19 protein-coding genes and 2 riboswitches are annotated in these 25,877 nt (G+C 62.5%); of the genes, 11 read left to right on the top strand and 8 right to left on the bottom strand.

What is annotated here, in order from left to right; genetic code table 11:
* Nucleotides 1-16: 16 nt before the first annotated feature.
* The 5 genes from ACA047_RS18405 to cobW all read right to left on the bottom strand — a co-directional run bounded on the left by ACA047_RS18405 (nucleotide 17) and on the right by cobW (nucleotide 8,573).
* A complete protein-coding gene (locus tag ACA047_RS18405; RefSeq protein ID WP_497351683.1) occupies nucleotides 17-1,663 on the bottom strand; it encodes a phospholipase D-like domain-containing protein in 1,647 nt (548 codons plus the stop codon).
* A 196-nt stretch (nucleotides 1,664-1,859) separates the two neighbouring features.
* Nucleotides 1,860-2,423, bottom strand: coding sequence for a vWA domain-containing protein (locus ACA047_RS18410; protein ID WP_497351685.1), 564 nt, complete (start codon nucleotides 2,421-2,423; stop codon nucleotides 1,860-1,862).
* A gap of 101 nt (nucleotides 2,424-2,524) precedes the next feature.
* The gene (locus ACA047_RS18415) at nucleotides 2,525-3,529 is read right to left on the bottom strand and encodes a magnesium chelatase ATPase subunit I (RefSeq protein ID WP_497351687.1); all 1,005 of its coding nucleotides are present in this window, start codon (nucleotides 3,527-3,529) and stop codon (nucleotides 2,525-2,527) included.
* Between the two features lie 202 nt (nucleotides 3,530-3,731).
* Nucleotides 3,732-7,505 (bottom strand): cobaltochelatase subunit CobN, encoded by a 3,774-nt coding sequence (cobN, locus tag ACA047_RS18420; RefSeq protein ID WP_497351689.1) that lies wholly within the window; start codon nucleotides 7,503-7,505, stop codon nucleotides 3,732-3,734.
* A 3-nt stretch (nucleotides 7,506-7,508) separates the two neighbouring features.
* On the bottom strand, nucleotides 7,509-8,573 hold the full coding sequence (cobW, locus tag ACA047_RS18425; RefSeq protein ID WP_497351691.1) for a cobalamin biosynthesis protein CobW: 1,065 nt from the start codon (nucleotides 8,571-8,573) through the stop codon (nucleotides 7,509-7,511).
* Nucleotides 8,574-8,671: 98 nt separating this feature from the next.
* Nucleotides 8,672-8,907, bottom strand: a riboswitch (cobalamin riboswitch).
* A gap of 124 nt (nucleotides 8,908-9,031) precedes the next feature.
* A riboswitch (cobalamin riboswitch) is annotated at nucleotides 9,032-9,269 on the top strand.
* A 99-nt stretch (nucleotides 9,270-9,368) separates the two neighbouring features.
* Here cobW and ACA047_RS18430 point away from each other — a divergent pair.
* From ACA047_RS18430 to cobM, 4 genes are all read left to right on the top strand, one after another.
* Nucleotides 9,369-9,557, top strand: a complete 189-nt coding sequence (locus ACA047_RS18430) for a CbtB domain-containing protein (protein WP_497351693.1) — start codon at nucleotides 9,369-9,371, stop codon at nucleotides 9,555-9,557.
* A gap of 11 nt (nucleotides 9,558-9,568) precedes the next feature.
* Entirely contained in the window at nucleotides 9,569-10,264 is a 696-nt protein-coding gene (locus ACA047_RS18435) for a CbtA family protein (protein ID WP_497351695.1), read from the top strand.
* Entirely contained in the window at nucleotides 10,261-10,665 is a 405-nt protein-coding gene (locus ACA047_RS18440) for a cobalamin biosynthesis protein (RefSeq protein WP_497351697.1), read from the top strand. The genes ACA047_RS18435 and ACA047_RS18440 overlap by 4 nt, the downstream gene beginning before the upstream one ends.
* Nucleotides 10,666-10,741: 76 nt before the next feature.
* On the top strand, nucleotides 10,742-11,488 hold the full coding sequence (gene cobM, locus ACA047_RS18445; RefSeq protein ID WP_497351699.1) for a precorrin-4 C(11)-methyltransferase: 747 nt from the start codon (nucleotides 10,742-10,744) through the stop codon (nucleotides 11,486-11,488).
* Between the two features lie 182 nt (nucleotides 11,489-11,670).
* On the opposite strand, the gene nfuA is transcribed toward cobM, so the two are convergent.
* Nucleotides 11,671-12,255 carry a Fe-S biogenesis protein NfuA gene (gene nfuA / locus ACA047_RS18450; RefSeq protein ID WP_003182850.1) on the bottom strand — a complete coding sequence of 195 codons (585 nt, stop codon included), beginning with the start codon at nucleotides 12,253-12,255 and terminating at the stop codon, nucleotides 11,671-11,673.
* A 115-nt stretch (nucleotides 12,256-12,370) separates the two neighbouring features.
* Nucleotides 12,371-14,671, bottom strand: a complete 2,301-nt coding sequence (locus ACA047_RS18455) for a fatty acid cis/trans isomerase (protein ID WP_497351701.1) — start codon at nucleotides 14,669-14,671, stop codon at nucleotides 12,371-12,373.
* 156 nt (nucleotides 14,672-14,827) lie between these two features.
* On the opposite strand from ACA047_RS18455, the gene metH reads away from it, so the two are divergent.
* From metH to ACA047_RS18475, 4 genes are all read left to right on the top strand, one after another.
* Nucleotides 14,828-18,538, top strand: a complete 3,711-nt coding sequence (metH, locus tag ACA047_RS18460; RefSeq protein WP_497351703.1) for a methionine synthase — start codon at nucleotides 14,828-14,830, stop codon at nucleotides 18,536-18,538.
* Between the two features lie 60 nt (nucleotides 18,539-18,598).
* Nucleotides 18,599-18,817 (top strand): DUF2970 domain-containing protein, encoded by a 219-nt coding sequence (locus tag ACA047_RS18465; protein ID WP_497351705.1) that lies wholly within the window; start codon nucleotides 18,599-18,601, stop codon nucleotides 18,815-18,817.
* A 477-nt stretch (nucleotides 18,818-19,294) separates the two neighbouring features.
* A complete protein-coding gene (locus tag ACA047_RS18470; RefSeq protein ID WP_497351707.1) occupies nucleotides 19,295-20,953 on the top strand; it encodes a nitrite/sulfite reductase in 1,659 nt (552 codons plus the stop codon).
* Nucleotides 20,937-21,431: a DUF934 domain-containing protein gene (locus ACA047_RS18475; RefSeq protein WP_497351709.1), complete on the top strand. Its 495-nt coding sequence runs from the start codon at nucleotides 20,937-20,939 to the stop codon at nucleotides 21,429-21,431. The genes ACA047_RS18470 and ACA047_RS18475 overlap by 17 nt, the downstream gene beginning before the upstream one ends.
* A 117-nt stretch (nucleotides 21,432-21,548) precedes the next feature.
* Here the strand turns inward: ACA047_RS18475 and sohB are convergent, their stop codons facing one another.
* On the bottom strand, nucleotides 21,549-22,580 hold the full coding sequence (gene sohB / locus ACA047_RS18480) for a protease SohB (RefSeq protein WP_497351711.1): 1,032 nt from the start codon (nucleotides 22,578-22,580) through the stop codon (nucleotides 21,549-21,551).
* A gap of 228 nt (nucleotides 22,581-22,808) precedes the next feature.
* Here sohB and ACA047_RS18485 point away from each other — a divergent pair, with 228 nt between their 5' ends.
* The 3 genes from ACA047_RS18485 (at nucleotide 22,809) to ACA047_RS18495 (ending at nucleotide 25,820) form a co-directional block, all read left to right on the top strand.
* Entirely contained in the window at nucleotides 22,809-23,519 is a 711-nt protein-coding gene (locus tag ACA047_RS18485) for a histidine phosphatase family protein (protein ID WP_497351713.1), read from the top strand.
* A 52-nt stretch (nucleotides 23,520-23,571) separates the two neighbouring features.
* Nucleotides 23,572-23,886 (top strand): SCP2 sterol-binding domain-containing protein, encoded by a 315-nt coding sequence (locus ACA047_RS18490; RefSeq protein WP_008154977.1) that lies wholly within the window; start codon nucleotides 23,572-23,574, stop codon nucleotides 23,884-23,886.
* Between the two features lie 215 nt (nucleotides 23,887-24,101).
* Nucleotides 24,102-25,820: a hydrogenase maturation protein gene (locus tag ACA047_RS18495; RefSeq protein WP_497351715.1), complete on the top strand. Its 1,719-nt coding sequence runs from the start codon at nucleotides 24,102-24,104 to the stop codon at nucleotides 25,818-25,820.
* Nucleotides 25,821-25,877 lie beyond the last annotated feature (57 nt).

Below are 25,877 nucleotides of genomic sequence, written 5' to 3' on the forward strand. Positions count from 1 at the left end.
GCATAACCTGCTGCGCCTAACGCCCGCAAAACCTCACCCTGGACAACATCCGCAAATCCCCGTCGCGGTAATAGTCATCGCTCCAACTGTCATCCACCGCCAGCGGCTTGACCTGTTTGAGGGCCAGTTTTTTCGCGAAATAGCGAAAGCGGTAATGTTCATAGAAACGCAACAGTTCCAGCCCATAGCGGTCGGCCAGGTCGGTGTCGCCCTGGATGATGAGGTAGTTCTCATCGTTACCGCTGCTGGCTGCGGCGCTCAGGTTATGACTGCCGCTGATGATGGTCGGCGCGTCGCTGGTGAAGTCGGTGACGATGGCTTTGGTGTGCACCAGCAGGTTGCCCTTCTGGCCTTTCATGGTTTCCTTGAGCCAGCCTTCCAGGCCGGTATTGAGCAACGCCGTAGCGGCGAATTCGGCGGTGCGGTCGGCATGAAACCCGGTGATGCGGCTCTTGGTGTTTTGCAGGCCGTAACGCAGCACGTCGTCATTGGGCCGGCCGAGCAAGGCATCGAGAATCCGGTCGGGCAAGACGAATGCCGTAACGAACAACAGGTCCTTGCGGGCGGCATCGATGATGTCGACGAAGCGGTCCAGGTCGCCCTCGCCCGTGCGTGGCGAGAAGCCGGTGAACAATGCCTGCTCCGGGGCCATGGGGTTGTGCTGACTGAGCCACTGGCGGGTGGCCGCGACATCTTGCGGTGCAGCCCAGATCTGCTCGAACACCTGGCGGTAGCTGTCGCTTACCCGTGGGTCGTCCAGCACATGAATAACGTTGGCCTGACGGTAGACACCGTTGGGAGTGAAGTTGGCGCTGCCGCACATTACCGCCTCAGGTTGTAACGAACCGGCGCCGTCAACCTTGCTCAGCACGATGAACTTGTCATGGAAAATCTTGTGAGTGACCCGCCCGCGCTTGTTGGCCACCGGCAGTTTTTCAAGACTGGCTTCGTTGCTTACCGTCGTGTCGTCTCCCGGCTTGGCGTGGTACAGCACCCGCACCTGCGCGCCGCGAGCATAAGCGGCATTCACCGCGTCGACGATCACCGGCAGTTCGTATTCGTAGATGGCGACATCCAGGGCCCAGTTGGCGTCCAGTGCCCGGTCGATGAAACCGGTCAAACGTCCCAGCAAGCCATTTTCCAGCCAGCGGCGCGGTGCGTCGGGCCAGTCATCGATGGACAGGTTTTTGTTAGCGCTGATCAGCGCGTCCAGTTCGGGAAACTTGCGCTGGAAAGCCTGGCTGGCGGCGACGGCGCGATTGAAGATCACCCGCTGGTTGGCCGGCGATCCGTCGTCGCTGGTGACCGTGACTTCCAAAGACTCCCCCAACTGCGGCGCATCGGGGCTGCCATAGGCCAGGTGCACGCGGTAGTGAATCGTCACCCCGGGGTTGACGGCGTAGTCGGCCCAGCGAAATTTCTGCAACGGCGCCTGATCGCTCGGCGTGGCGTGGAACTGGGGGAACGTGTGGGTCTTGTCGGGAAAGGTCAGGCTGTTGAACAGGAACAGCCAGGGCTTGTCGCCCTGCTGCTTCTCGATGGCAAAGCCCAGCAAGCCCTTGCGCCGGGATTCGGCCAGGTCCATGGCGAGCAACACACCGTTGGTGCCGGCATAGGCCTTGACCCGGAAATCGTCCTGGGCGTTGGTGACGAGTACGCGCATGGTTCACTCCTGTGGGGGCTGCCTGAGCATAGAGCAGCAATCCGGGTTAAGTGTGCAATCCGGTACTGAGATGATGCTATCGCGAGCAGGCTCGCTCCCACATGGGTTCTGTGGTGTTCCTCAATTATGTGTTCACAGCAGATCAAATGTGGGAGCGAGCCTGCTCGCGATGAGGCCAGATCGCTCACCACAGATCTCAGCCAGGAAACCCTTCATCAATATGCCGGTACTCAGCCTGCAACTGCCCCGCCAACTGCCGGGCCCGGCCCAGGCGAATTGGGCCTCGTTCGATGTCGATCAACAGGCACGGGCAATCGAGTGGCGGCAGTGACAGCCCCTCTTTCACTCGCCCGTCGGTCATCACCAGCACCCGCTGCTGCTCCGCCGGAAAGCGTTTGCGCCGGGCTGTCAGCCAGCGTCCGGCCTCGTTCAGCGCAGCCAGCAACGGAGTACCGCCACCGGCGCCCAACCCATCGAGCCAGCCCCGCAGGCCGGCAGACGCCTTGAGTCCTTGCACCTGCCAGGTCGGAGCACTGCCGCTGGCCGTCAGCAGCGCCAGCCGGGCACGTTGTCGGTAGGCATCATCGAACAGTTGTGCCAGCAGGCCTTTGCCATCGGTCAAGGCCCGATGACGACGGGTCGAGGCCGAGGCGTCGACGAGCACCAGCCACAGCTCATGGGACGAACGATGGCGCCCGTGGAAACGCAGCTCTTCACGCAGACGTGGACGGCCATTGAGCAACGTAGCCGGCCAGTTCACCGCACCACTGGCCGCCGCTTTACTGCGGCCCTGACGCCCCTGGTCCAGCCGTCCCGCACGGGGTCTGGCATTCGCCCCCGCGGGTGAACGGGGGCGAATGCCTAGGGCTTTTTTGGCCAGCTCGGCACGTCACGCCGGGCACCGGTTGGCAACGCCCGGGCCGGCAGGTCGCCCCACTGGCCCTGACCTTCGTTGGGTTCGACGGTTTTTTCGGTAGTCGACGGCGCCTGGGGCGGCGCAGGTGCCGGGGCCCAATGCCCACGTCGGCGGTGACGCAAGGCAAACTCGGCGACCGCATCGATGTCTTCATCGGTGATGGCAGCCGCAGCGCGCCACGCGGCATGGGCCCGGGCGGCCCGCAGCCAGACCAGATCGGCCCGCAAACCGTCGACCCCGGCGGCAAAGCAACGCTCGGTGATCTGCGCCAACGCCGCATCATCCAGCGCAATCCCTGCCAACCGATTACGAGCCTGTTGGCAGCGTTCGCGCAACTGCTGCTGGACCGGTTCCCACGCGGCGCAGAACGCCGCCGGATCGCTGTCGAAATCCAGCCGCCGACGAATGATCTGCCCGCGCTCAGAGGGTTCGGTATGACCGCCGAGGGCCACGTTCAGGCCGAAACGGTCGAGCAATTGCGGGCGCAGTTCGCCTTCTTCCGGGTTCATGGTGCCGATCAGTACAAAGCGCGCCGGATGCCGATGGGAAATGCCGTCGCGCTCGATCAGGTTGGTGCCGCTGGCGGCCACGTCCAACAGCAGGTCCACCAGGTGATCGGGCAGCAAGTTCACTTCATCGACGTACAACACACCGCCATCGGCCTTGGCCAGCACACCCGGGGAGAACTGCGCACGCCCCTCTCCCAGGGCCGCGTCCAGATCCAGGGTACCCACCAGCCGCTCTTCGGTGGCGCCCAGGGGCAAGGTGACGAATTGACCGCTGGCCAGCAGATCCGCCAGGCCCCGGGCCAGCGTGGACTTGGCCATGCCCCGCGGGCCTTCGATCAGCACACCGCCGATTTTCGGATCGATCGCGGCCAGGCACAGGGCCAGTTTCAGGTCATCGGCGCCGACCACGGCGCAGAGCGGGAAATGGGGGGTGTCGGTCATGTTGAGTTCTCAAGGTGGTCGGGGAAGTCAGTGTGAACAGAGTGTGGCAAGGGGATTTATCCCCGCTGGGCTGCGAAGCAGCCCCAAAAATCACACTCCAACAAGGCTGACACACCTAGGTGGCTGATAGGGGGCGCTTCGCGACCCAGCGGGGATAAATCCCCTCGCCACAAGGTTGTGTCTGGCCTGCTGAGTATGCGTGTCAGCCATCTTCTTCTATGTCCAACAACAAATTCTCCAACGCCTCGCGATACTCACCCGGCTGCTGCCACATCCCTCGCTGCTGCGCTTCGAGCAGGCGCTCGGTCATGTCCCGCAGGGCGTCGGGGTTGTGCTGGCGGACGAAGTCCCGGGTGTCCGGGTCGAGCAAGTAGGCCTCGGCCAGCAAGGCGTACTGGTGATCGTCGATCAACTGCGTGGTGGCGTCGAACGCAAACAGGTTGTCCACCGTCGCCGCCAGTTCGAACGCACCTTTATAGCCGTGACGCTTGACCCCCTCGATCCACTTCGGATTGGCCGCGCGCGACCGAATGACGCGGTTGAGTTCTTCTTTCAGGGTGCGGATCTTCGGCAGGTCCGGCTGGCTGTGATCACCGTGGTAACTGGCCGCTGCTTCACCGCTAAGGGTCTCCACTGCCGCCAGCATGCCGCCCTGGAACTGGTAGTAATCGTTGGAATCAAGCAGGTCATGTTCGCGGTTATCCTGGTTCTGCAACACCGCTTGCACCTGGCTCAAGCGCCGGGAAAATTGATCCCGGGCGGCGGTGCCTTCATCGCTGGCGCCGTAGGCGTAGCCGCCCCAGTTCAGGTACACCTCGGCCAAGTCCTCGCGGCTCTGCCACAAGCGACCGTCGATGGCGCCCTGCACGCCTGCACCATAGGCACCGGGCTTGGCACCGAAAATCCGCCAGCCGGCCTGGCGGGTTGCAGCCTCTGGCTCAAGGCCTGATTCCAGCAAGGCTTCGCGCTCGCTGCGCACCTTCGCCGCCAAGGGGTTCAAGTCCTCTGGTTCATCAAGAGCGGCAACGGCCTGCACCGCCGCATCGAACAGCCGGATCAGGTTGGCAAAGGCATCACGGAAAAATCCGGACACCCGCAGCGTCACATCGACCCGAGGCCGGTCCAGCAGGCTTAACGGCAAAATCTCGAAATCATCGACCCGCTGGCTGCCCGTGGCCCAAACCGGGCGCACGCCCATCAGCGCCATGGCTTGGGCAATGTCATCGCCGCCGGTGCGCATGGTGGCGGTGCCCCACACCGACAGGCCGAGTTGGCGCAGGTGATCGCCGTGATCCTGCAAGTGCCGCTCGAGAATCAGGTTCGCCGATTGGAAACCGATGCGCCACGCCGTGGTGGTGGGCAGGTTGCGCACGTCCACCGAGAAGAAGTTGCGCCCAGTGGGCAGCACATCCAGGCGGCCGCGACTCGGTGCACCGCTGGGGCCGGCCGGCACGAAGCGCCCGCTCAACGCATCGAGCAGGCCGCGCATTTCAGCCGGGCCACAAGCGTCCAAACGTGGAGCCACAACGGATCGCAGGTTTTGGATGATGCTGCTCACCATCTCCCAACCCGGCGCGTCGAGTTGCTCGACCAGGCCTTCCAGGGCCTGCTCGATCAACTGCCCGGCGAATAATTCCAGGCGTTCGCGGGTATCACCGGCGGTGCGCCAGGCTTCGGCGCTGATGTTGCGCAACACCTCGGGGCAGCGTCCGGTCCAAGGCTCGGCCAGGGCACAATCCAGCGGATCGAAACCCAGCTCGAACGCCTTGGCCAACGCCCGCAGCAGACTCGACTGCGCGCCCTTGCCGTCGCCACGGGGAATGCGCAGCAACGCCAGCAAGGTGTCGATGCGCAGCCGTCCGGTGGGCGACTCGCCAAAAATGTGCAAGCCGTCGCGGATCTGCGATTCCTTCAAATCGCACAGGTAGGTGTCCAGGCGCGGCAACCAGATCGCCGCGTCGGCGTCGCCGTCCAGCGGGGCGTCCAATTGCAGCTCGCGGTCGATGTGGGTCTCGCGCACCAGGTTCAGGATATCCCGTTGCAGTTCCCGGGCCCGGCGCGGGTCCAGCCATTGCGCCTCGTAGTATTCATCGGCCAACAGTTCGAGGTTACGCAATGGCCCGTAGGTTTCGGCGCGGGTCAGCGGTGGCATCAAGTGGTCGATAATCACCGCTTGCGTGCGGCGTTTGGCCTGGGCGCCCTCGCCCGGGTCGTTGACGATGAACGGATAGATGTTCGGCAGCGGCCCCAACAGCGCATCCGGCCAGCAGCTCTCCGACAGCCCGACGCCCTTGCCCGGCAGCCATTCGAGGTTGCCGTGCTTGCCGACGTGAATCACCCCATGGGCGCCGTAGGTGTTGCGCAACCAGAAGTAAAACGCCAAATAACCGTGAGGCGGCACCAGGTCCGGGTCGTGGTACACCGCACTCGGATCGACCTGATAACCGCGGGCCGGCTGGATGCCCACGAAGGTCAGGCCCAGGCGCAGGCCGGCGACCATCAAGCGGCCATCACGGAACATCGGATCCTTGTCGGGCGAACCCCAGCGCTCCAGCACCGCCCGGCGATTGGCCTCGGGCAGGGCGTCGAACATGGCTTGATAAGCATCGAGCGCCAGGCTTTGATGACAGGGTCGCAGGTCGAGATTGTCCAGATCGTTGCTGACCCCACCGAGCAACTGCTGGATCAGCGCGGTGCCACTTGAGGGCAATTCGGCCGGCAGTGGATAGCCCTCGGCCTGCAAAGCCCGCAGGATATTCAACGCCGCCGCCGGGGTATCCAGGCCGACGCCGTTGCCGATACGCCCGTCCCGGGTCGGGTAGTTGGCGAGGATCAACGCCACACGCTTTTGCTCGTTGGGCAGGCGCCCCAGGGTGGTCCAGCGCCGCGCCAGTTCGGCGACAAAATCCATGCGTTCGGGCACAGCCCGGTAGCAGACCACGTCGCTCTGGCTGCGCTCGCTGCGCCAAGCCAGATCCTTGAAACTGATCGGGCGGCTGATGATCCGCCCGTCCAGTTCCGGCAAGGCAATGTGCATCGCCAAGTCCCGCGGCCCCAGCCCTTGTTCGCTGGCGCGCCAGCCGGGTTCGTTGTCCTGGGCGCAGATCGCCTGGATCACCGGGATATTGCGGCGAAACGGACGCAAGTGCGGCGCTTCGGGACTGGATTGGGCGAACCCGGTGGTGTTGAGGATCACCCCCGCCGCCACCTCATCCAGCCAGTCTTCGACCAACGCCAGGCAACCGGGCTCCTTGAGGCTCGCCACGGCGATTGGCAGCGGATTGAGCCCTGCCGCTTGCAGCCGCTGGCAAAATACATCGATGAACGCCGTGTTCGCCGCTTGCAAGTGGGAGCGATAAAACAGCACGGCCGCCACCGGTTCATCGGCCTGCCAGTCGGCTTGCCAATCGCTGAGGCTGGCGCTGGTTTTTTCCGGATGGTAGATCGCCGTGCGTGGCAGGGTTTGCGGTTCACGCCAAGGATAATCGCGACCGAACCATTGGCTGGCCAGGTTATGAAACAGGTCCAGGGCATTGCCCAGCCCACCCTGGCGCAAAAACTGCCAGAGCCGGTCACGGTCGGCGGCGGGCACGTTGCTCAGGTCGCTGAGTTCCGGGTCCGGGCGATCGTCTCCCGGCACCAGGATCAGCTTGACGCCGCGCCCAGCCAGTTCCATCAGCCGATCGATGCCGTAGCGCCAATAGCCAATGCCGCCGTGCAGCGACAACAGGATGACCTTGGCGTGACGCAGCACGTCTTCGAAGTACAGATCCACCGAGGCATGGTTCTGCACCTGCATCGGGTTGGCGAGGCGAAACTCGGGATAGTCGCCCGGCAACTGCTTCGCCGCTTCGGCCAGCAGCGCCAGGCTGGAATCGCCGCTGCACAGGATCACCAGCTCGGCGGGGGTTTGCCCCAGGTCGGCAATGTTGTCGTCCGATACGAAGCCGCCGGGTTGGGTCCTGAGCAGGTGCATGGCTTAGGCGCTGAGGGCGGCGCGCAACTGCGCTTCGAGCAGCCCGGCGTCCAGCGCTTGGCCAATCAGCACCAGACGGGTAACCCGCGCTTCATCGGCGCCCCACTGGCGGTCGAAATGCTTGTCAAAACGCGTGCCCACGCCCTGGATCAGCAGGCGCATCGGCTTGTTCGGGATCGCTGCAAAACCCTTGACCCGCAGCACGCCGTGCTGGACCACCAGTTGCGTCAGTGCGTCCAGCAACAGGCTTTCGTCAGCCTGGGGCAGTTCGATGGAAATCGAATCGAAGGCATCATGATCGTGATCGTCTTCGTCGCCGCCATGGTGATGGTCGTGATGGCTGTGGCGGCCGTCGATGTGCTCTTCGGAGCCGGTGCCCAGGCCAATCAGTACGTCCAGCGGCAGGCGACCGCTGCTGGCTTCAATGACCTTGACCGCCGGCGGCAGCTCTTCGGCCACTTCCAGACGGACTTTGGCCAGGTCTTCAGGGCTGATGAGGTCGGCTTTGTTGAGGATCACCAGGTCGGCGCTCGCCAGTTGATCGGCGAACAGTTCGTGCAGCGGTGATTCGTGATCCAGGTTCGGGTCGAGTTTGCGCTGGGCATCAACCTGGTCGGGGAACGCGGCGAAGGTGCCAGCGGCCACGGCTGGGCTGTCGACGACGGTGATCACCGCATCGACGGTGCAGGCGCTGCGGATTTCCGGCCACTGGAAGGCCTGGACCAGCGGCTTGGGCAGGGCCAAACCGGAGGTTTCGATGAGGATGTGGTCAAGGTCGCCGCGCCGGGCCACCAGCTCGCGCATCACCGGGAAGAACTCCTCCTGCACCGTGCAGCACAGGCAGCCGTTGGCCAGTTCATAAACGCGGCCGTTGGCTTCTTCTTCGGTGCAACCGATGGAGCACTGCTTGAGGATCTCGCCGTCGATGCCCAGCTCGCCGAATTCGTTGACGATCACCGCAATGCGTCGCCCCTGGGCGTTGTCGAGCATGTGCCGCAGCAAGGTGGTTTTGCCCGAGCCGAGGAAACCGGTGACGATGGTGACGGGGAGTTTGGCCAGTGTTTTCATCGGATGCCCTTTGGCAAGGTGGCGGGCAAACCGGACGACAACCGCAGGCACAGACGTGCGCGGAAGATTTCGCCACCGGATCACCCCGCCCGGTTGTAGTGAGAATCTGTCTCGAGGCAGGTCTCCTGGCTGACGGTGGGCCAGTCCAGGCTTTTCATACAAAGCCTGGTACTGGCAATTACTGCGCCTTCCCGTGCGCACTTTTTTGTAAAGTGCATGCACAGTGGCCTGGCAGAAACATCACCGTTCACAGTTGCGGGGGCAGCCGCGGCTTGGACCGCGTTCCCTTCTTAGCTTCGGCGCGAGCCGAAGAACCTCGAAGGCGCAAGGCTACGCAGGGTGTGGGGGCGGGTCAATGTTTGCGAGGGAGTTCTGTGGTGTATGTGCTCGCGATAGGGGCAACTCGATGTCAATCTGCAAACCCATGCCAATTGACGCCCCGCCCCCGCCCATGCTCTCCTGTGCGCCTAGTTACGGGTGCCCTTCACAGGGTGAAACGGGAAACCGGTGAATCGTGTGCTTTACTTCAAAGCCACGTCAGTCCGGTGCTGCCCCCGCAACGGTAAGCGAGCGAAGCGTCGAATCCACTGTGTATGCCCTGCTACAAAAAGGGCGCATGGGAAGGTGACGCTTGCAGGCCAGGCGCAAGCCCTGCCCCTCGTGAGCCCGGAGACCGGCCCATGACTCATGCATCAACAACCCGCGGTGGGCGGGCGCTGTTCGAACCTTGGCGGGCCTTCGCCAGGGTTTTCATTGCGCTCGCTTCCCCCGCCGACACAACCCGAGGGAAGCGCCATGTCGACCATCAGCAGCATCGCCCGCACCGCCAGTAGCACCACCACCCTGAGCCAGCGCCTGAGCGCAGCGATCTTCGCCTCGATCCTGGGCGCCGGCCTGGTCTATTTCGCCGGTTTCTCCCACATCGAAGCGGTGCATAACGCGGCCCACGACACCCGCCACAGCGCCGCATTCCCGTGCCATTGAGACCTGACGAGATGATTAAGCGTATCGCGCAAACCGCCGGGTTCAGTGGACTGCTGGCCGCCCTGCTGCTGACCCTCCTGCAAAGTTTCTGGGTATCGCCGCTGATTCTGCAGGCTGAAACCTACGAAAAAGCCCCAGCTGCCGAGGTTCATGAACACGCCGCCGGGGTTGCTCACACCCACGACGCCCAAGCCTGGGAACCGGAGGATGGCTGGCAGCGCGTGCTGTCCACCACGGGCGGCAACCTGGTGGTCGCCGTGGGTTTCGCCCTGATGCTGGCGGGCCTGTACACGCTGCGCACGCCAACCCGCACTTCCCAAGGCCTGCTCTGGGGCCTGGCCGGTTATGCCACTTTCGTCCTGGCGCCGACCCTCGGGCTGCCACCGGAATTGCCCGGCACTGCGGCGGCCGACCTGGCCCAGCGGCAGATGTGGTGGATCGGCACCGCAGCGTCCACGGCCGTGGGCATTGCCCTGATCGCCTTCGGCCGGCATTGGCTGCTCAAGCTGCTGGGCGTGGCGACCTTGCTGGTGCCCCATGTCATCGGCGCGCCGCAGCCCGAAGTCCATTCGATGCTGGCGCCCGAAGCGCTTGAAAGCCAGTTCAAGATCGCCTCGCAATTGACCAACGTCGCGTTCTGGTTGGCCCTGGGCCTGATCAGCACCTGGCTGTTTCGCCGTGGCGGTCAAGCCCACCGCGACGCATGAGCACTGAGCCGGTCCTGGTGATCGGCCTGGGTTGCCAGCGTGGTTGCCCGGCCAGCACGTTGCGAGCATTGCTCGATCAAACGCTGCTGGCCCACGGCGTTGAGCTCCAGTCGGTGCGGGCCCTGGCCAGTATCGACCTCAAGCGTGACGAACCGGGGCTGCTGGAACTGGCCGAGCAGTTGGCGCTGCCGCTGACGTGCTTCAGTGCCGGGCAGTTGGCCAGTGCTCAACAGCGTCTCAGTCACCGCTCCCAAATCGCGTTCGAGCACACCGGCTGCTACGGCATCGCCGAAAGCGCGGCCCTTGCCCTGGCCGACCAATTAGGCACGGCGCCCGCAAGGCTGCTGATTCCCCGCCAAAAGGCCCCCAAGGCCACGTTGGCATTGGCGGTGGCGTCGTAAATCCCGATAATCCGCGCTCAGGATCATGAGCAATCCTCATTTGGGCGTCGCTCACTCACCTTTTCAGGAGCCGGTCATGACCGTTTACTTCATCGGCGCCGGCCCCGGCGACCCGGAACTGATCACCGTCAAAGGCCAGCGGCTGATCCGCAGCTGCGCAGTCATCATCTACGCAGGCTCTCTGGTGCCAACGGCGGTGCTTGAAGGGCATCGTGCCGACCAAGTGGTCAACAGTGCCGAACTGCACTTGGAACAGATCATCGAGTTGATCAGAACCGCCCATCTCAAGGGCCAGGACGTGGCCCGGGTGCACTCCGGCGACCCGAGCCTGTACGGCGCCATCGGCGAACAGATTCGCTGCCTGCGCGAACTGGACATCCCTTTCGAGATCATCCCCGGTGTCACCGCGACCTCAGCCTGCGCAGCCCTGCTGGGCACCGAACTGACCTTGCCGGACGTGTCCCAAAGCGTGATCCTCACCCGTTACGCGGACAAAACCGCAATGCCTGCTGGGGAAGAACTGACCAGCCTGGCGCAGCACGGGGCGACCATGGCGATTCACCTGGGGGTCAATCATCTTGAGAAAATCGTTAGCGAACTGCTGCCCCACTACGGCGCGGATTGCCCGATCGCAGTGATTCACCGGGCCACCTGGCCGGATCAGGATTGGGTCGTGGGTACGCTGGCCGATATTGCCGCAAAAGTGCAAGCCAAGGGCTTTCGCCGCACGGCGTTGATTCTGGTGGGGCGCGTGCTGGGCAATGACCTGTTCAGCGAATCCTCGCTGTACCGCGCCGGGCATGCGCATCTCTACAGGCCCTGAAGCAATCTGTCAGGCCCTCAAGCAATTGTGGCGAGGGAGCTTGCTCCCGCTGGACCGCAGAGCGGTCCCCGTCAACCGATGCGCCCATCACGAAGAACGCATCGGTTGCCTTGCGATTGCTTCGCAATCGAGCGGGAGCAAGCTCCCTCGCCACACACCGTTTTTTCCGCAGCGAACGCCTATCAGTAGTAAGCGTTTTCTTTCTGCGTGTGGTCGGTCACGTCGCGCACGCCCTTGAGCTCCGGAATGCGCTCGAGCAGGGTGCGCTCGATGCCTTCCTTCAAGGTCACGTCAGCCTGGCCGCAGCCCTGGCAGCCGCCGCCGAACTGGAGCACGGCGATGCCGTCTTCCACCACGTCGATCAGCGAAACCTGGCCGCCGTGGCTGGCCAGCCCCGGGTTGATTTCAGTTTGCAGGTAATAGTTGATGCGCTCGTTGACCGGGCTGTCGGCATTGACCATCGGTACCTTGGCGTTCGGCGCCTTGATGGTCAGTTGGCCGCCCATGCGGTCGGTGGCGTAGTCGACCACCGCATCGTCCAGGAACGCTTCGCTGAACGAGTCGATGTACGCAGTGAAGCTCTTGAGCCCCAGCGCGGTGTCTTCGGGTTTTTCTTCCCCCGGCTTGCAGTAGGCAATGCAGGTCTCAGCGTACTGGGTGCCGGGCTGGGTGATGAAGATGCGGATCCCGATACCCGGGGTGTTCTGCTTGGACAGCAGGTCAGCCAGGTAATCGTGGGCGGCATCGGTAATGGTAATGGCGGTCATGGAAACTCCTCGCAGGCTTGCCAGCAGTTTACGCCAATCATCGCGCCGGACAAAGTCCTAGTATTTTTGTCAGGAAAGCAGCCAGCGGCGCGGGGGACGCCGCCGGGTATGCCGATCAGAGGTTCTGGTAGCGATTCATGTCCAGCACGCCGGTTTCCAGCGGCTCCGTCTCCTGGATGTATTGGCTCAGGTCGTGGAAATAGTACCAGAACTGTGGGTGACTGCGACGAATCCCCCAGCGTTCGACGATCCGCTCGAAAGCCGGCGCATCCTGGGCGCTTTCCATGGCATCGACGAACGCCGGCACTTGCCAGGCCGGGATGTTGAACATGAAGTTCGGGTAGCTGCTGAGCACGCCCGGGTACACCGTCAACGTGTCGAGCCCCGGCTGGTAACGCATGTCCTCACCCAGAATAAATGCCACGTTGCTGTGGGCGCGGTTACGCAGCAGGCTGTAGACCTCACGGTGGCCGCTGGCGGTTTCGATGCGCAGCATTGTCGCCTCAGGCAACTGGTCGATCACGCGCAGCCCCGCCGCCGGACGCGAAACCAGCCGACTGAGAGCCTGTTCGGCGTCCTGCAGGGCCGGATCGATGTTCGGGCGTGAGCAATAGGCACCGTCGCAGCGGTTGATCGGATCGGGCCGAGCGTTCAGGTCGCCATAACGGCTCAGCAATTGCTGGGCGAAATCGCGCTTGGGGTCATGCTCGTCAAGCTTGAGCGCTGTCGGTTTGTCGTTGTCGATGGCCTCGTAATCCAGCCACATCTTGAATTTGCCACCGTCCTGGTACCAGTCATCAAGGTAGCCTGCCCGGGAATCGGCCGGCATCAGGCGCAGGAAATTCTGTTCCGCGCCGTTGCGGATCAGGTCGAAATACAATCGCGTCTGGAGCTGATGGGAAACGTTGCCGAACACATCGAAGTTCACCGTCAACTGGTAATAGGTGCGTTCCAGCAATGGAAAATCGAACAGCCACATCGTCTGCGGCACTTCACCGATCAGGCCCTTGGCGATCGACGCACTGTCGAAGTTGCGGAAAATACTCAGCAACGCATTGTCGTTACCGGCCCACAGGGTCGACCAGCTTGGCGCCGGCAGCTCGGCGTAATTGTCGCGGCGCAAGGCGTCGTACTCGTTGCGTTTGTCCCGGTACTCGACCCACAGGCTGAGGACGCTGCCCACGTCGTCGTTCTGCCCCGGCATCGCCAGCAACGGCGTGGCCTGGCCACGGTAGTTCGGGTCGGTGATGTACAGATCATGTTCGGGGGCCTGGAACAGCACCCAGAAATTATCGCGAATCACATCCGTGGCGATCTGCCCCCGGCACACCGGGCCGCGAATGAAGGTGCGCACGAAATACTCGGCGTTATCGAGCATGAACTGATAACGGGCCTGGGCCGGGATCGCTTCGAAGGTGGAAAACGGGTTGGCCCGGCGCTCCGGCCCGTAGCCCGGCAACGCGCTGACCTGCCATTTGCCGCTGTAGAACAGACTCTTGATCCGCGCCATTTTGGCCGCGTTCAACCCGTAGGTGATGTGAGTCTTGTGCACGATCACCCCTTGCACCGGCCAGAGCCGGTAATAGACGCTGGTGCCGGGATCATCATTCGGGCGGCGGGTGTTGATCAGGTCGATGGGCTGGCCGGTGGGCGTGCGCGAACGCACCCACTGGAAAAAATGCCCCGGCGCGCCGTCCTTGAAATAGATGTGCGCCAGGAACCAATGCTCGAACAACCAGCGGCCTACCAGGCTTTCCCGGGCGCCAGGGGCGTTGAGCAGGTTTTCCCATTGCACCACCTGCAAGGCTTCGGCGGCGCTCGGGGCCAAGCCCTGCTGGTCGATGGGCGCGCCTGCGGCCAGCCAGCGCTGCAAGGTCTGGTATTGCTGGTCGGTCAGGCCGGTGACGGCCAAGGGCATGCCTTCCTTGGGATGCACGGCGGCGTATTCGTCGAATTGACTCGGCATCGCGCAGCTATTATCACGGTTGAGCCCGAGCACGATGTCTTCCGGCAGCTTGGCATTGGGCTGCAGCGGCGTGCTGTGCCCCAGTTCCAGCATCCGTGCCATCAGCGAGGCCTGGCTGCCCTGGGCATCGAGCACCGAATAGAAGCCCTTGCGCTGCCAGGCCCGCTGGCCGGAGGCGTCATAAAACAATCGGGTCGGGTCAGCGGCCTGGCGCCGTTCGCCGTCATACACCGAAAGCTTGCTGGCACCCCGGGCAACGCCTTCGCCACTGCCCAGGTTCAACTGACACGCGGAGTCGTAGCAGGCATGACAGGCCACGCATTTTTCCGTGAAGATCGGCTGGATGTCGCGGGTATAGGAAAGCGTCGGAGCGGGATCCGAAGAGGCTGCGTTAGCTGCGTTAAAAGACAACAGCAGCAACAGACTGCCGAAGAAGACGCGGTACGGCATGTCTCGGATCCTGAAAGAGTGTCTGGCGATTCTACCGGGCCAGCATGGGGTTGCAAACATGAGCAGAATTCATGAAAAAGCCATCCATGATCAAATCCCGCACAGGTTTGTTATCATTCGGGCCTTCGTAATGGTCTTTTTTTCCCAGGTAGTCCTATGTCCGATCGCAGCGCTCGCCTTTATCTTCTCCAGCAAGCTCTCAAGGAACGCATTCTGATCCTCGACGGCGGCATGGGCACGATGATCCAGAGCTACAAGCTCGAGGAGCAAGACTACCGCGGCAAGCGCTTCGCCGACTGGCCGAGCGACGTCAAGGGCAATAACGATTTGCTGGTGCTGAGCCGCCCCGACGTGATCGGCGCCATCGAAAAAGCCTACCTGGATGCCGGCGCCGACATCCTGGAAACCAACACCTTCAACGCCACCCAAGTCTCCCAGGCCGACTACGGCATGCAGGGCCTTGCCTACGAGCTGAACCTGGAAGGCGCGCGCCTGGCCCGCAAGGTGGCCGACGCCAAGACCCTCGAAACGCCAAACAAGCCGCGCTTCGTTGCCGGTGTGCTCGGCCCGACCAGCCGCACCTGCTCGCTGTCGCCGGACGTGAACAACCCCGGCTACCGCAACGTGACCTTCGACGAACTGGTGGAAAACTACACCGAGGCCACCCAGGGCCTGATCGAAGGCGGCGCCGACCTGATCCTGATCGAAACCATTTTCGACACGCTGAACGCCAAGGCTGCGATTTTCGCGGTGCAAGGGGTTTATGAAGCGCTGGGTGTCGAGCTGCCGATCATGATCTCCGGCACCATCACCGACGCGTCCGGCCGCACCCTGTCCGGCCAGACCACCGAAGCCTTCTGGAACTCCGTGGCCCATGCCAATCCGATTTCCGTGGGGCTGAACTGCGCCCTCGGTGCCCGCGAGCTGCGCCCCTATCTCGAAGAACTGTCGAACAAGGCCAGCACTCACGTCTCGGCGCACCCGAACGCCGGCCTGCCTAACGAATTCGGCGAATACGACGAATTGCCGGTCGAGACCGCCAAAGTCATCGAGGAATTCGCCCAGAGCGGTTTTCTGAACATCGTCGGCGGTTGCTGCGGCACCACCCCGGCGCACATCGAAGCCATCGCCAAGGCTGTGGCCGGCTACGCGCCGCGGCAGATTCCGGAAATCCCCAGGGCTTGCCGCCTGTCGGGCCTGGAACCGTTCACCATCGATCGCAGCTCCTTGTTCGTCAACGTCGGCGAGCGGACCAACATCACCGGTTCCGCCAAGTTCGCCCGGCTGATCCGCGAAGACAATTACACCGAGGCGTTGGAAGTGGCCCTGCAGCAGGTCGAGGCCGGTGCCCAGGTGATCGACATCAACATGGACGAGGGCATGCTCGATTCGAAGAAGGCCATGGTGACCTTCCTCAATCTGATCGCCGGCGAACCGGACATCTCCCGCGTGCCGATCATGATCGACTCCTCGAAATGGGAAGTGATCGAAGCGGGCCTCAAATGCATCCAGGGCAAGGGTATCGTCAACTCCATCAGCATGAAGGAAGGCGTGGAGCAATTTATCCACCACGCCAAGCTGTGCAAACGCTACGGCGCCGCCGTGGTGGTGATGGCCTTCGACGAATCCGGCCAGGCCGACACCGAAGCGCGCAAAAAGGAAATCTGCAAACGCTCCTACGACATCCTGGTCAATGAAGTCGGCTTCCCGCCGCAAGACATCATCTTCGACCCGAACATCTTCGCCGTCGCCACCGGCATCGAAGAGCACAACAACTATGCCGTGGACTTCATCAACGCCTGCGCCTACATCCGCGACGAACTGCCGTACGCACTGACCTCGGGCGGCGTGTCCAACGTGTCTTTCTCGTTCCGCGGCAACAACCCGGTGCGCGAGGCGATTCACTCGGTGTTCCTGCTGTACGCGATCCGCGCGGGCCTGACCATGGGCATCGTCAACGCCGGCCAACTGGAGATCTACGACCAGATCCCGGCGGAACTGCGTGACGCCGTGGAAGACGTGATCCTCAACCGCACGCCCGAAGGCACCGATGCCCTCCTCGCCATCGCCGACAAGTACAAGGGCGATGGCAGCGTCAAGGAAGCGGAAACCGAAGAGTGGCGCGGCTGGGAAGTGAACAAGCGCCTGGAACATGCGCTGGTCAAGGGCATCACCACGCACATTGTTGAAGACACTGAAGAATCGCGACAGTCCTTCACCCGCCCGATCGAGGTCATCGAAGGCCCGCTGATGGCCGGCATGAACATCGTCGGCGATCTGTTCGGCGCCGGTAAAATGTTCCTGCCCCAGGTGGTGAAGTCCGCCCGGGTGATGAAGCAGGCCGTGGCCCACCTGATTCCGTTTATCGAGGCGGAAAAAGGCGACAAGCCGGAGGCCAAGGGCAAGATCCTGATGGCCACGGTCAAGGGCGACGTCCACGACATCGGCAAGAACATCGTCGGTGTGGTGCTGGGTTGCAACGGCTATGACGTCGTAGACCTGGGCGTGATGGTGCCGGCGGAGAAAATCCTGCAGGTGGCCAAGGACGAGAAGTGCGACATCATCGGTCTGTCCGGCCTGATCACCCCGTCCTTGGACGAGATGGTGCACGTGGCTCGCGAGATGCAGCGCCAGGATTTCCACCTGCCGTTGATGATCGGTGGCGCAACGACTTCCAAGGCCCACACGGCGGTGAAGATCGAGCCCAAGTACAGCAACGACGCGGTGATCTACGTCACCGACGCCTCTCGCGCCGTGGGCGTGGCCACCCAGTTGCTGTCCAAGGAGCTCAAACCAGCGTTCGTCGAAAAAACCCGTCTTGAATACATAGACGTGCGCGAACGCACGTCCAACCGCAGCGCCCGCACCGAACGCCTGAGCTACCCGGCGGCGGTGGCCAAGAAGCCGCAGTTCGACTGGAGCAGCTACCAGCCGGTCAAGCCGACCTTCATCGGCGCCCGGGTGCTGGACGACATCGACCTGAACGTCCTGGCCGAATACATCGACTGGACACCGTTCTTCATTTCCTGGGACCTGGCCGGCAAGTACCCGCGCATCCTCACCGACGAAGTGGTCGGCGAAGCCGCCACCGCGCTGTACGCCGACGCCCGGGCGATGCTGCGCAAGCTCATCGACGAGAAACTCATCAGTGCCCGCGCCGTGTTCGGCTTCTGGCCGGCCAACCAGGTGCATGACGACGACCTGGAAGTCTACGGCGACGACGGCAAGCCGCTGGCCCGTCTGCATCACCTGCGCCAGCAGATCATCAAGACCGACGGCAAGCCGAACTTCTCCCTGGCCGACTTCGTCGCACCAAAGGACAGCGGCGTGACCGACTACGTGGGTGGTTTCATCACCACTGCCGGCATCGGCGCCGAAGAAGTCGCCAAGGCCTACCAAGAGGCCGGCGACGACTACAACTCGATCATGGTCAAGGCCCTGGCCGACCGTCTGGCCGAGGCGTGCGCCGAATGGCTGCACCAGCAGGTGCGCAAAGACCATTGGGGCTACGCCAAGGACGAAAGCCTGGACAACGACGCCCTGATCAAAGAGCAATACACCGGCATCCGCCCTGCCCCCGGTTACCCGGCCTGCCCGGATCACACCGAGAAGGGCACGCTGTTCCGCCTGCTCGACCCCGAGGCCAGCGAACTGAAGGCCGGGCGCAGCGGCGTGTTCCTCACCGAGCACTACGCCATGTTCCCGGCGGCGGCGGTCAGCGGCTGGTATTTCGCTCATCCCCAGGCGCAGTACTTCGCCGTGGGCAAGATCGACAAGGATCAGGTCCAGAGCTACACCGGCCGCAAAGGCCAGGACCTGAGCGTGACCGAGCGCTGGCTGTCGCCGAACCTGGGTTACGACAGCTAAGGGTTTCTTTTTTCACGGGTTGTCTATGCTTGTCCCAAACACATGGCAGACGAGGGATTTATGGACGATCCAATCGACAACAAGCCGCCCACGCTGTGGCAGATGATGCACAGCGTGCTGGCTGCCGCCTTCGGCGTGCAGAGCGGCAAGAACCGCGCCCGTGATTTCACCCACGGCAAACCGAGTCACTTCGTGATATTGGGAATAGTGTTCACGGTGATCTTCGCCCTGACGCTGTTTGGCATCGTCAAGCTGGTGGTGCATCTGGCCGGGTTGTAAATCTATCTATGGCACACACATAACCCTGTGGGAGCGGGCCTGCTCGCTCCCACAGTTTTTTTCACCACCGCTTTATTGATGACTGACCCAGAACACTGCAGTGCCCACCACCAGGATAATCAGAAACAAAATGGCCCAGGCATCAACAGAACTGTCGCTTTTCCTTGCTTTGGTCGGATTGCTCATTGCATCGCCTCTTGTCGGTTTTGTAGGTGATTGCATACGGACTCGACCACAGTTAAGACGATGATTGCCCATACGACAAATGTGGGTTAGCCAATAATCAATCTCATTAGTCGTTTTGGTTCTTTACATATACTCAAACATCACTTTTGCGCATAACCCAAAACAGGTATCTTGCACCGGCTCCTCTAGGAGTGCGCGGCCGTGCGCGCAGAATTGCCGAGGCAGAACCCGATTTCAGCGAGCCAACATGCAGCTGTTTCTGATCGGCCCAAGCCTGAGAACGAGACTTATATGTACGTATATGACGAGTACGATCAGCGGATCATCGAGGACCGCGTCAAGCAGTTCCGTGATCAGACCCGACGCTATCTGGCAGGCGAGCTGAGCGAAGAAGAATTCCGCCCTCTGCGCTTGCAGAATGGTCTGTATATCCAGCGCTTCGCCCCGATGCTGCGGGTGGCGGTGCCTTATGGCCAGCTGACTTCGCGCCAGGTGCGCATGCTGGCCAAAATTGCCCGCGACTACGACAAGGGCTATGCCCACATCAGTACCCGGCAGAACGTCCAGTACAACTGGCCGGCCCTGGAAGACGTCCCCGAGATCCTGGCTGAACTGGCCACCGTGCAGATGCACGCGATCCAGACCAGCGGCAACTGCCTGCGCAACGTCACCACCGACCAGTTCGCCGGTGTCGCGGCCGATGAGCTGATCGACCCGCGTCCATGGTGCGAGATCGTCCGCCAGTGGACCACCTTCCACCCGGAATTCGCCTACCTGCCGCGCAAGTTCAAGATCGCCATCAATGGCTCGACCTCGGACCGTGCCGCCATCGAAGTCCACGACATCGGCCTGGAGACGGTCTACAACGCCGCCGGCGAGCTGGGCTTCCGTGTGCTGGTGGGCGGCGGCCTCGGCCGTACGCCGGTGGTCGGTGCGTTCATCAACGAGTTCCTGCCATGGCAGGACCTGCTGAGCTACCTCGACGCCATCCTGCGGGTGTACAACCGCTATGGCCGTCGCGACAACAAGTACAAGGCGCGGATCAAGATTCTGGTCAAGGCCCTTACGCCTGAAGTGTTCGCCGAGAAGGTCGAAGCCGAAATGGCTCACCTGCGCGGCGGCCAGACCACGTTGACCGAAGCCGAAGTGCACCGCGTAGCCAAGCACTTCGTCGACCCGCAATATAAAGCCCTGAGCAATCAGGACGCAGAGCTCACCGCACTCGACCAGCAATACCCAGGCTTCGCCCGCTGGCGTACCCGCAACACCCTGGCCCACAAGAAGCCGGGCTACGTCGCGGTGACCCTGTCCCTGAAGCCGACCGGCGTTGCGCCGGGCGACATCACCGACAAGCAACTGGATGCCGTGGCCGACCTGGCCGAGCGCTACAGCTTCGGTCAACTGCGCACGTCCCACGAGCAGAACATCATCCTGGCGGACGTTGAACAGAGCCAGTTGTTCACCCTGTGGGGCGAGTTGCGCGAGCAAGGCTTTGCCACACCGAACATCGGCCTGCTCACCGACATGATCTGCTGCCCGGGCGGCGATTTCTGTTCCCTGGCCAACGCCAAGTCGATCCCTATCGCCGAATCGATCCAGCGTCGTTTCGACGACCTGGACTACCTGTTCGACATCGGCGAGCTGGACCTGAACATTTCCGGTTGCATGAACGCCTGCGGTCACCACCACGTTGGCCACATCGGCATTCTGGGCGTGGACAAGAAAGGCGAAGAGTTCTACCAGGTCTCCCTGGGCGGCAGCGGCAGCCGCGACGCCAGCCTGGGCAAGATCCTCGGCCCGTCGTTTGCACAGGACGACATGGCTGACGTGATCGAGAAGCTGATTGACGTGTACATCGAACAACGTACCGAAGACGAGCGTTTCATCGACACTTATCAACGTATTGGCATCGACCTCTTCAAGGAACGCGTCTATGCAGCGAATCATTAAGAACAACGAGGTCATCGACGAAACCTGGCACCTGCTGCCCAAGGACGCGACCTTCGATGGCATCTCCAACTGCGATGACCTGATCGTACCCCTGGCCCTGTGGCGCGATCATGCTCACGCCCTCAAGGCCCGCGACGGCGGCCTGGGTGTGTGGCTGGACGCCGACGAGGAAGCGGAAGAGATTGGTGATGACGCCAATCAGCTCCGGGTCATCGCCCTGAACTTCCCGGCCTTTACCGACGGGCGCAGCTACTCCAACGCCCGCCTGTTGCGTGACCGCTATGGTTTCAAAGGCGAATTGCGGGCAATTGGCGATGTGCTGCGCGACCAGCTGTTCTACATGCGCCGCTGCGGTTTCGACGCCTTTGCCTTGCGTGCCGACAAAGACCCCTACGAAGCCCTCGAAAGCCTCAAGGACTTCTCGGTAACCTACCAGGCTGCCACTGACGAACCGCTGCCGCTGTTTCGTCGTCGCTGAAACTGCCCCATGAAAAAGCCCTGATCCGGAACATCCGGATCAGGGCTTTTTTTATTGGAGCATGACTTTCACAAAATCCCGCAGCCCACCCCAATCCTGGGAACACCTGCCCCCCAATTACCAGAAACGCTGCTGAGTCAGGCGGCTCCACCAGCTCAGCAATACGCGGTCCACCGAACCGCTGGCCGCCATGCCGATGCGTTCCTGCAGGCTTTTGCGTTCGGCGTAGTGCAGGTGGTACAGCTCGGCTTTTTTGGCCCGTTCAGCCAGGTATTCGTCACTGGTTTTCAGCTCGTCCACCAAGTGTTTGTCCAGTGCCGCGACCCCCAGCCAGACTTCACCGGTGGCCACTTCATCAATGGCCAGCTGTGGACGGTAGTTGGACACGAAGTTCTTGAACAACTCATGGGTGATGTCCAGGTCTTCCTGGAATTTTTCCCGGCCTTTCTCGGTATTTTCGCCGAACACCGTCAACGTGCGTTTGTATTCACCGGCGGTCAGCACTTCAAAATCGATGTCGTGTTTCTTCAGCAGGCGATTGACGTTCGGCAACTGGGCCACGACGCCGATGGAGCCGAGGATGGCGAATGGGGCACTGATGATTTTCTCGCCGATGCACGCCATCATGTAGCCGCCGCTGGCCGCGACCTTGTCGATGCACACCGTCAACGGCACGCCGGCCTGACGGATGCGCGCCAGTTGCGACGAAGCCAGGCCGTAGCTGTGGACCATGCCGCCGCCGCTTTCCAGGCGCAGCACCACTTCATCCTTCGAGGTCGCGAGGGTCAGCAGCGCGGTGATTTCATGACGCAGGCTCTCGGTGGCCGAGGCCTTGATGTCGCCGTCGAAATCCAGCACGAACACCCGGGGTTTGTCCGCCGGTTTGTCCTTCTGTTTCTTTTGCGCCTTTTCAGCCTTGCCTTCTGTCTTGCGCAGGGCCTTGAGCTGGTCCTTGTCCAGCAGCGTCTGCTCCAGGCGCTCGCGCAGCCCTTTGTAGAAATCGTTGAGTTTGCTCACCTGCAACTGGCCGACCGACTTGCGCCGTCCCTTGCTGCGCAGCGCAGCAAAACTGGCCAGCACCACCAGAATGGCGATTACCAGCGTCACGGTCTTGGCCAGAAAACTGGCGTATTCGATGAAAAACTCCACAGTGGCTCCTAATCAGTTCAATACGCCGCTCAAACGCAGGCGCGTAACGGTCCCAGCATACCCATGCGCCTGCGTCGCGACCAGCCATGAAACCTATGGTTACCTTAGCGGGACGAGGCAGGACAAGGCTGTAACGGGCATTTCAAACAAGCGTATGTTTTTTCATTGACAGCTCACCGCCATCCTCATAACCTCGCCAAACCTTCAACGTACCGGGATGACGCGGACGTGGGCAGCATCTATCTGATTCGACATGGCCAGGCCTCCTTCGGTGCGGACGACTACGATGTCCTTTCGCCCAACGGCATACGCCAGGCGCAAGTGCTGGGCAGCCACTTGGTGGAGCTCGGTGTCGTGTTCGATCGCTGCCTCTCGGGTGACCTGCGCCGCCAGCAGGACACCGCCACCGGTGCGCTGGGCCAGATGTCCGCCGCCGGGCTGCCGGTTCCCGAACTGGAAATCGACTCAGCGTTCAACGAGTTCGACGCCGACGCGGTGATCCGCGCCCTGCTGCCGGACATGCTCCCCCAGGAACCCGAAGCCCTGTACATCCTGCGCAACGCCGCGCAGAACCGCGCCGAATTCCAACGCATCTTCGCGCTGATCGTCGAGCGCTGGCTCAGCGGCCAGTACGACCCGCCGGGGCTGGAAAGCTGGCTGGGTTTCGTCGAGCGGGTCCAGGCCGGCCTGCACCGCATCCTGGAACAAGCCGACAACACTCAGAAAATCGCCGTGTTCACGTCCGGTGGCACCATCACCGCCCTGCTCCACCTGATCACCCAGATACCTGCCCGACAGGCCTTCGAACTGAACTGGCAAATCGTCAACACCTCGCTCAACCATCTGAAATTCAGAGGCCGCGAGGTGGCCCTGGCTTCCTTCAACAGTCATGCCCACCTGCAACTGCTGAAGGCCCCGGACCTCATCACCTTTCGCTGAGTCCGGATTACTGTAGACCCTTGCTGTATTAACCCAAATAAGGATCGAAACCATGACCTCCGTAGCCGACGCCGTACAAGCCATGAAAGCCAAGTTCAACCCAGCCGCCGCTGCCGGCCTGGACCTGGTATTCGGTTTTCGCATCGACGATACCAAGAATTTCTCGCTGATCGTCAAGGACAGCACCTGCGAACTGCAGGAAGGTGAAAACCCGGACGCCCAAGTGACTCTGGTGATGGACGGGGAAACCCTCGAAGGCATCGTCAGCGGCGAAACCGATGGCATGCAAGCGTTCATGGGCGGCAAACTGCGCGCTGAAGGCGACATGATGCTGGCGATGAAACTGTCCGAGCTGTTCCCGGCCTGAGTCTGGGCACCCTTTCTTCGGGTGCACCTGGCTGCAAACGAATCCCGCCCCCGTGGCGGGATTCGTGTTTTTGCCCTCATGCTTTCATGCCGTAGACACAACCTTGATCCCCGTCAGTTGCCCCTCTTCCCGCAACCGCTAAGTTAGCGCCTCCATCAAAGCCAGGGACGGCTCATCGGGAGCCTGCGCCCGCTCATCTCAAGGAAGAGACTGTCATGACCGCACTGAAGATCATTCTGCTGTCGACCGCGTTCAACGGCCTGACCCAACGCGTCTGGCTGGACCTGCGCGAGGCCGGCTACCGCCCCAGCGTGGTGCTGTTCACCGATGAAGCCTCGGTCTGCCGGAAAATCGAAGAAAGTGGCGCCCACCTAGTGATCTGCCCGTTTCTCAAGGACCGCGTCCCCGAGCGGCTGTGGCGCAACCCCCGACGCCCGGTGGTGATCATCCACCCCGGCATTGTCGGCGATCACGGTGCCAGCGCCCTGGACTGGGCCATCACCCGGCAACCCGAGCGCTGGGGCGTGACGGCATTGCAGGCAGTGGAGGAAATGGACGCCGGGCCGATCTGGGCCACCTGTGAATTCAACCTGCCCGAAGGCCTGCGTAAATCAGAGCTGTATAACGGCCCGGTCAGCGACGCGGCCATTCGTTGCATCCGCGAAGTCGTGGATAAATTCGGCACCGGTTTCGTCCCGCAGCCACTGGATTACAGCTGCCATCACGTTATCGGGCGCCTGCAACCGAACATGACCCAGGACGACCGCGCCTTCAGTTGGCACGACAGCACCGGCTTCATCAAGCGCCGCATCGACGCCGCCGACGGTCAGCCGGGCGTGCTCGCCAGCCTGGCCGGCGGCCAGTTTTACCTGTACGACGCCCATCCGGATGTCCGTCGTGGCCTGCCCGGCGAATTGCTGGCCGTGCGTGACGATGCGGTGCTGGTGGCAACCGGTGATGCAAGCCTCTGGATCGGCGCCCTGCGCCACAAACCGCAGCCCGGCGAACAGACCTTCAAGCGACCGGCTCGCCACGTGCTGTCGGGACGGCTCGACGATGTTCCGGTACTCGACGGTTCGCTGGCCCGGCAGCCGTTCAGCGATGAGGCTTATCAGCCCATTCGCTACCGGGAATGCGGTCACGTGGGTGAGTTGACGTTCGAGTTCTATAACGGCGCGATGAGCACCGAGCAATGCCGACGCCTGGTCGAGGCGCTGCGCTGGGCCAAATCCCGGGACACCCAGGTGCTGTTGATCCGGGGCGGGCGCGGCAGTTTTTCCAACGGCGTGCACCTGAACGTGATCCAGGCCGCCGCCGAACCCGGCCTGGAAGCCTGGGCCAACATCCAGGCCATCGATGACGTTTGCCTTGAATTGTTGAGCGCCCGGCAACTGGTCGTCAGCGGCCTGACCGGCAACGCCGGGGCTGGCGGCGTGATGTTGGCCCTAGCCGCCGATATCGTGCTGGCGCGCAGCGAGGTTGTGCTCAACCCTCACTACGCAACCATGGGCCTGTACGGCTCCGAATACTGGACCTACAGCCTGCCCCGCGCAGTCGGCCCGGACATGGCCTGGAAACTCACCCAGGACTGCCTGCCCATCAGCGCCCTCCAGGCGTTGCGCTACGGCATGGTCCAGGAGATCGGCCCGCGCTGCCCCGACCAGCTTGGTCTGTGGCTGCTGCAACGGGCCAACGGCGCGCTGCTCGATCCGGCCTATGAAAGCATCCGGGCCCGCAAGGCCGAACGGAACCTGCCGGCGGTCCAGGCGTGTCGTGATGGCGAGCTCAAGCAAATGCAGCGCGACATGGTGGACAATCGCCACGACTTCGCCGAGAAGTGCCGCAACTTCGTACTCAAGCGCAAGGCCTGTCGCACGCCCGAACGCCTGATTGCGCCATGGGCGCGGCTGGTCGAGGCCAAAATCGTCCAATGATTGCCGGTATCGGGGACGCGTGGCAGCTCTTACAATGCCCGCTCCCCCCGCATCGGC

It is taken from the genome of Pseudomonas sp. LBUM1664 (genome assembly GCF_059695895.1).

Excerpts from the sequence above, each read along its gene's own strand:
- ACA047_RS18490 (WP_008154977.1), top strand. The coding sequence starts at position 23,572 with ATGACCTCCGTAGCCGACGCCGTACAAGCCATGAAAGCCAAGTTCAAC.
- ACA047_RS18435 (WP_497351695.1), top strand. The coding sequence starts at position 9,569 with ATGATTAAGCGTATCGCGCAAACCGCCGGGTTCAGTGGACTGCTGGCC.
- ACA047_RS18405 (WP_497351683.1), bottom strand. The coding sequence starts at position 1,663 with ATGCGCGTACTCGTCACCAACGCCCAGGACGATTTCCGGGTCAAGGCC.
- cobM (WP_497351699.1), top strand. The coding sequence starts at position 10,742 with ATGACCGTTTACTTCATCGGCGCCGGCCCCGGCGACCCGGAACTGATC.
- metH (WP_497351703.1), top strand. The coding sequence starts at position 14,828 with ATGTCCGATCGCAGCGCTCGCCTTTATCTTCTCCAGCAAGCTCTCAAG.
- cobW (WP_497351691.1), bottom strand. The coding sequence starts at position 8,573 with ATGAAAACACTGGCCAAACTCCCCGTCACCATCGTCACCGGTTTCCTC.
- ACA047_RS18465 (WP_497351705.1), top strand. The coding sequence starts at position 18,599 with ATGGACGATCCAATCGACAACAAGCCGCCCACGCTGTGGCAGATGATG.
- ACA047_RS18470 (WP_497351707.1), top strand. The coding sequence starts at position 19,295 with ATGTACGTATATGACGAGTACGATCAGCGGATCATCGAGGACCGCGTC.
- ACA047_RS18475 (WP_497351709.1), top strand. The coding sequence starts at position 20,937 with ATGCAGCGAATCATTAAGAACAACGAGGTCATCGACGAAACCTGGCAC.
- ACA047_RS18455 (WP_497351701.1), bottom strand. The coding sequence starts at position 14,671 with ATGCCGTACCGCGTCTTCTTCGGCAGTCTGTTGCTGCTGTTGTCTTTT.
- ACA047_RS18495 (WP_497351715.1), top strand. The coding sequence starts at position 24,102 with ATGACCGCACTGAAGATCATTCTGCTGTCGACCGCGTTCAACGGCCTG.
- ACA047_RS18430 (WP_497351693.1), top strand. The coding sequence starts at position 9,369 with ATGTCGACCATCAGCAGCATCGCCCGCACCGCCAGTAGCACCACCACC.
- cobN (WP_497351689.1), bottom strand. The coding sequence starts at position 7,505 with ATGCACCTGCTCAGGACCCAACCCGGCGGCTTCGTATCGGACGACAAC.
- ACA047_RS18440 (WP_497351697.1), top strand. The coding sequence starts at position 10,261 with ATGAGCACTGAGCCGGTCCTGGTGATCGGCCTGGGTTGCCAGCGTGGT.
- nfuA (WP_003182850.1), bottom strand. The coding sequence starts at position 12,255 with ATGACCGCCATTACCATTACCGATGCCGCCCACGATTACCTGGCTGAC.
- ACA047_RS18415 (WP_497351687.1), bottom strand. The coding sequence starts at position 3,529 with ATGACCGACACCCCCCATTTCCCGCTCTGCGCCGTGGTCGGCGCCGAT.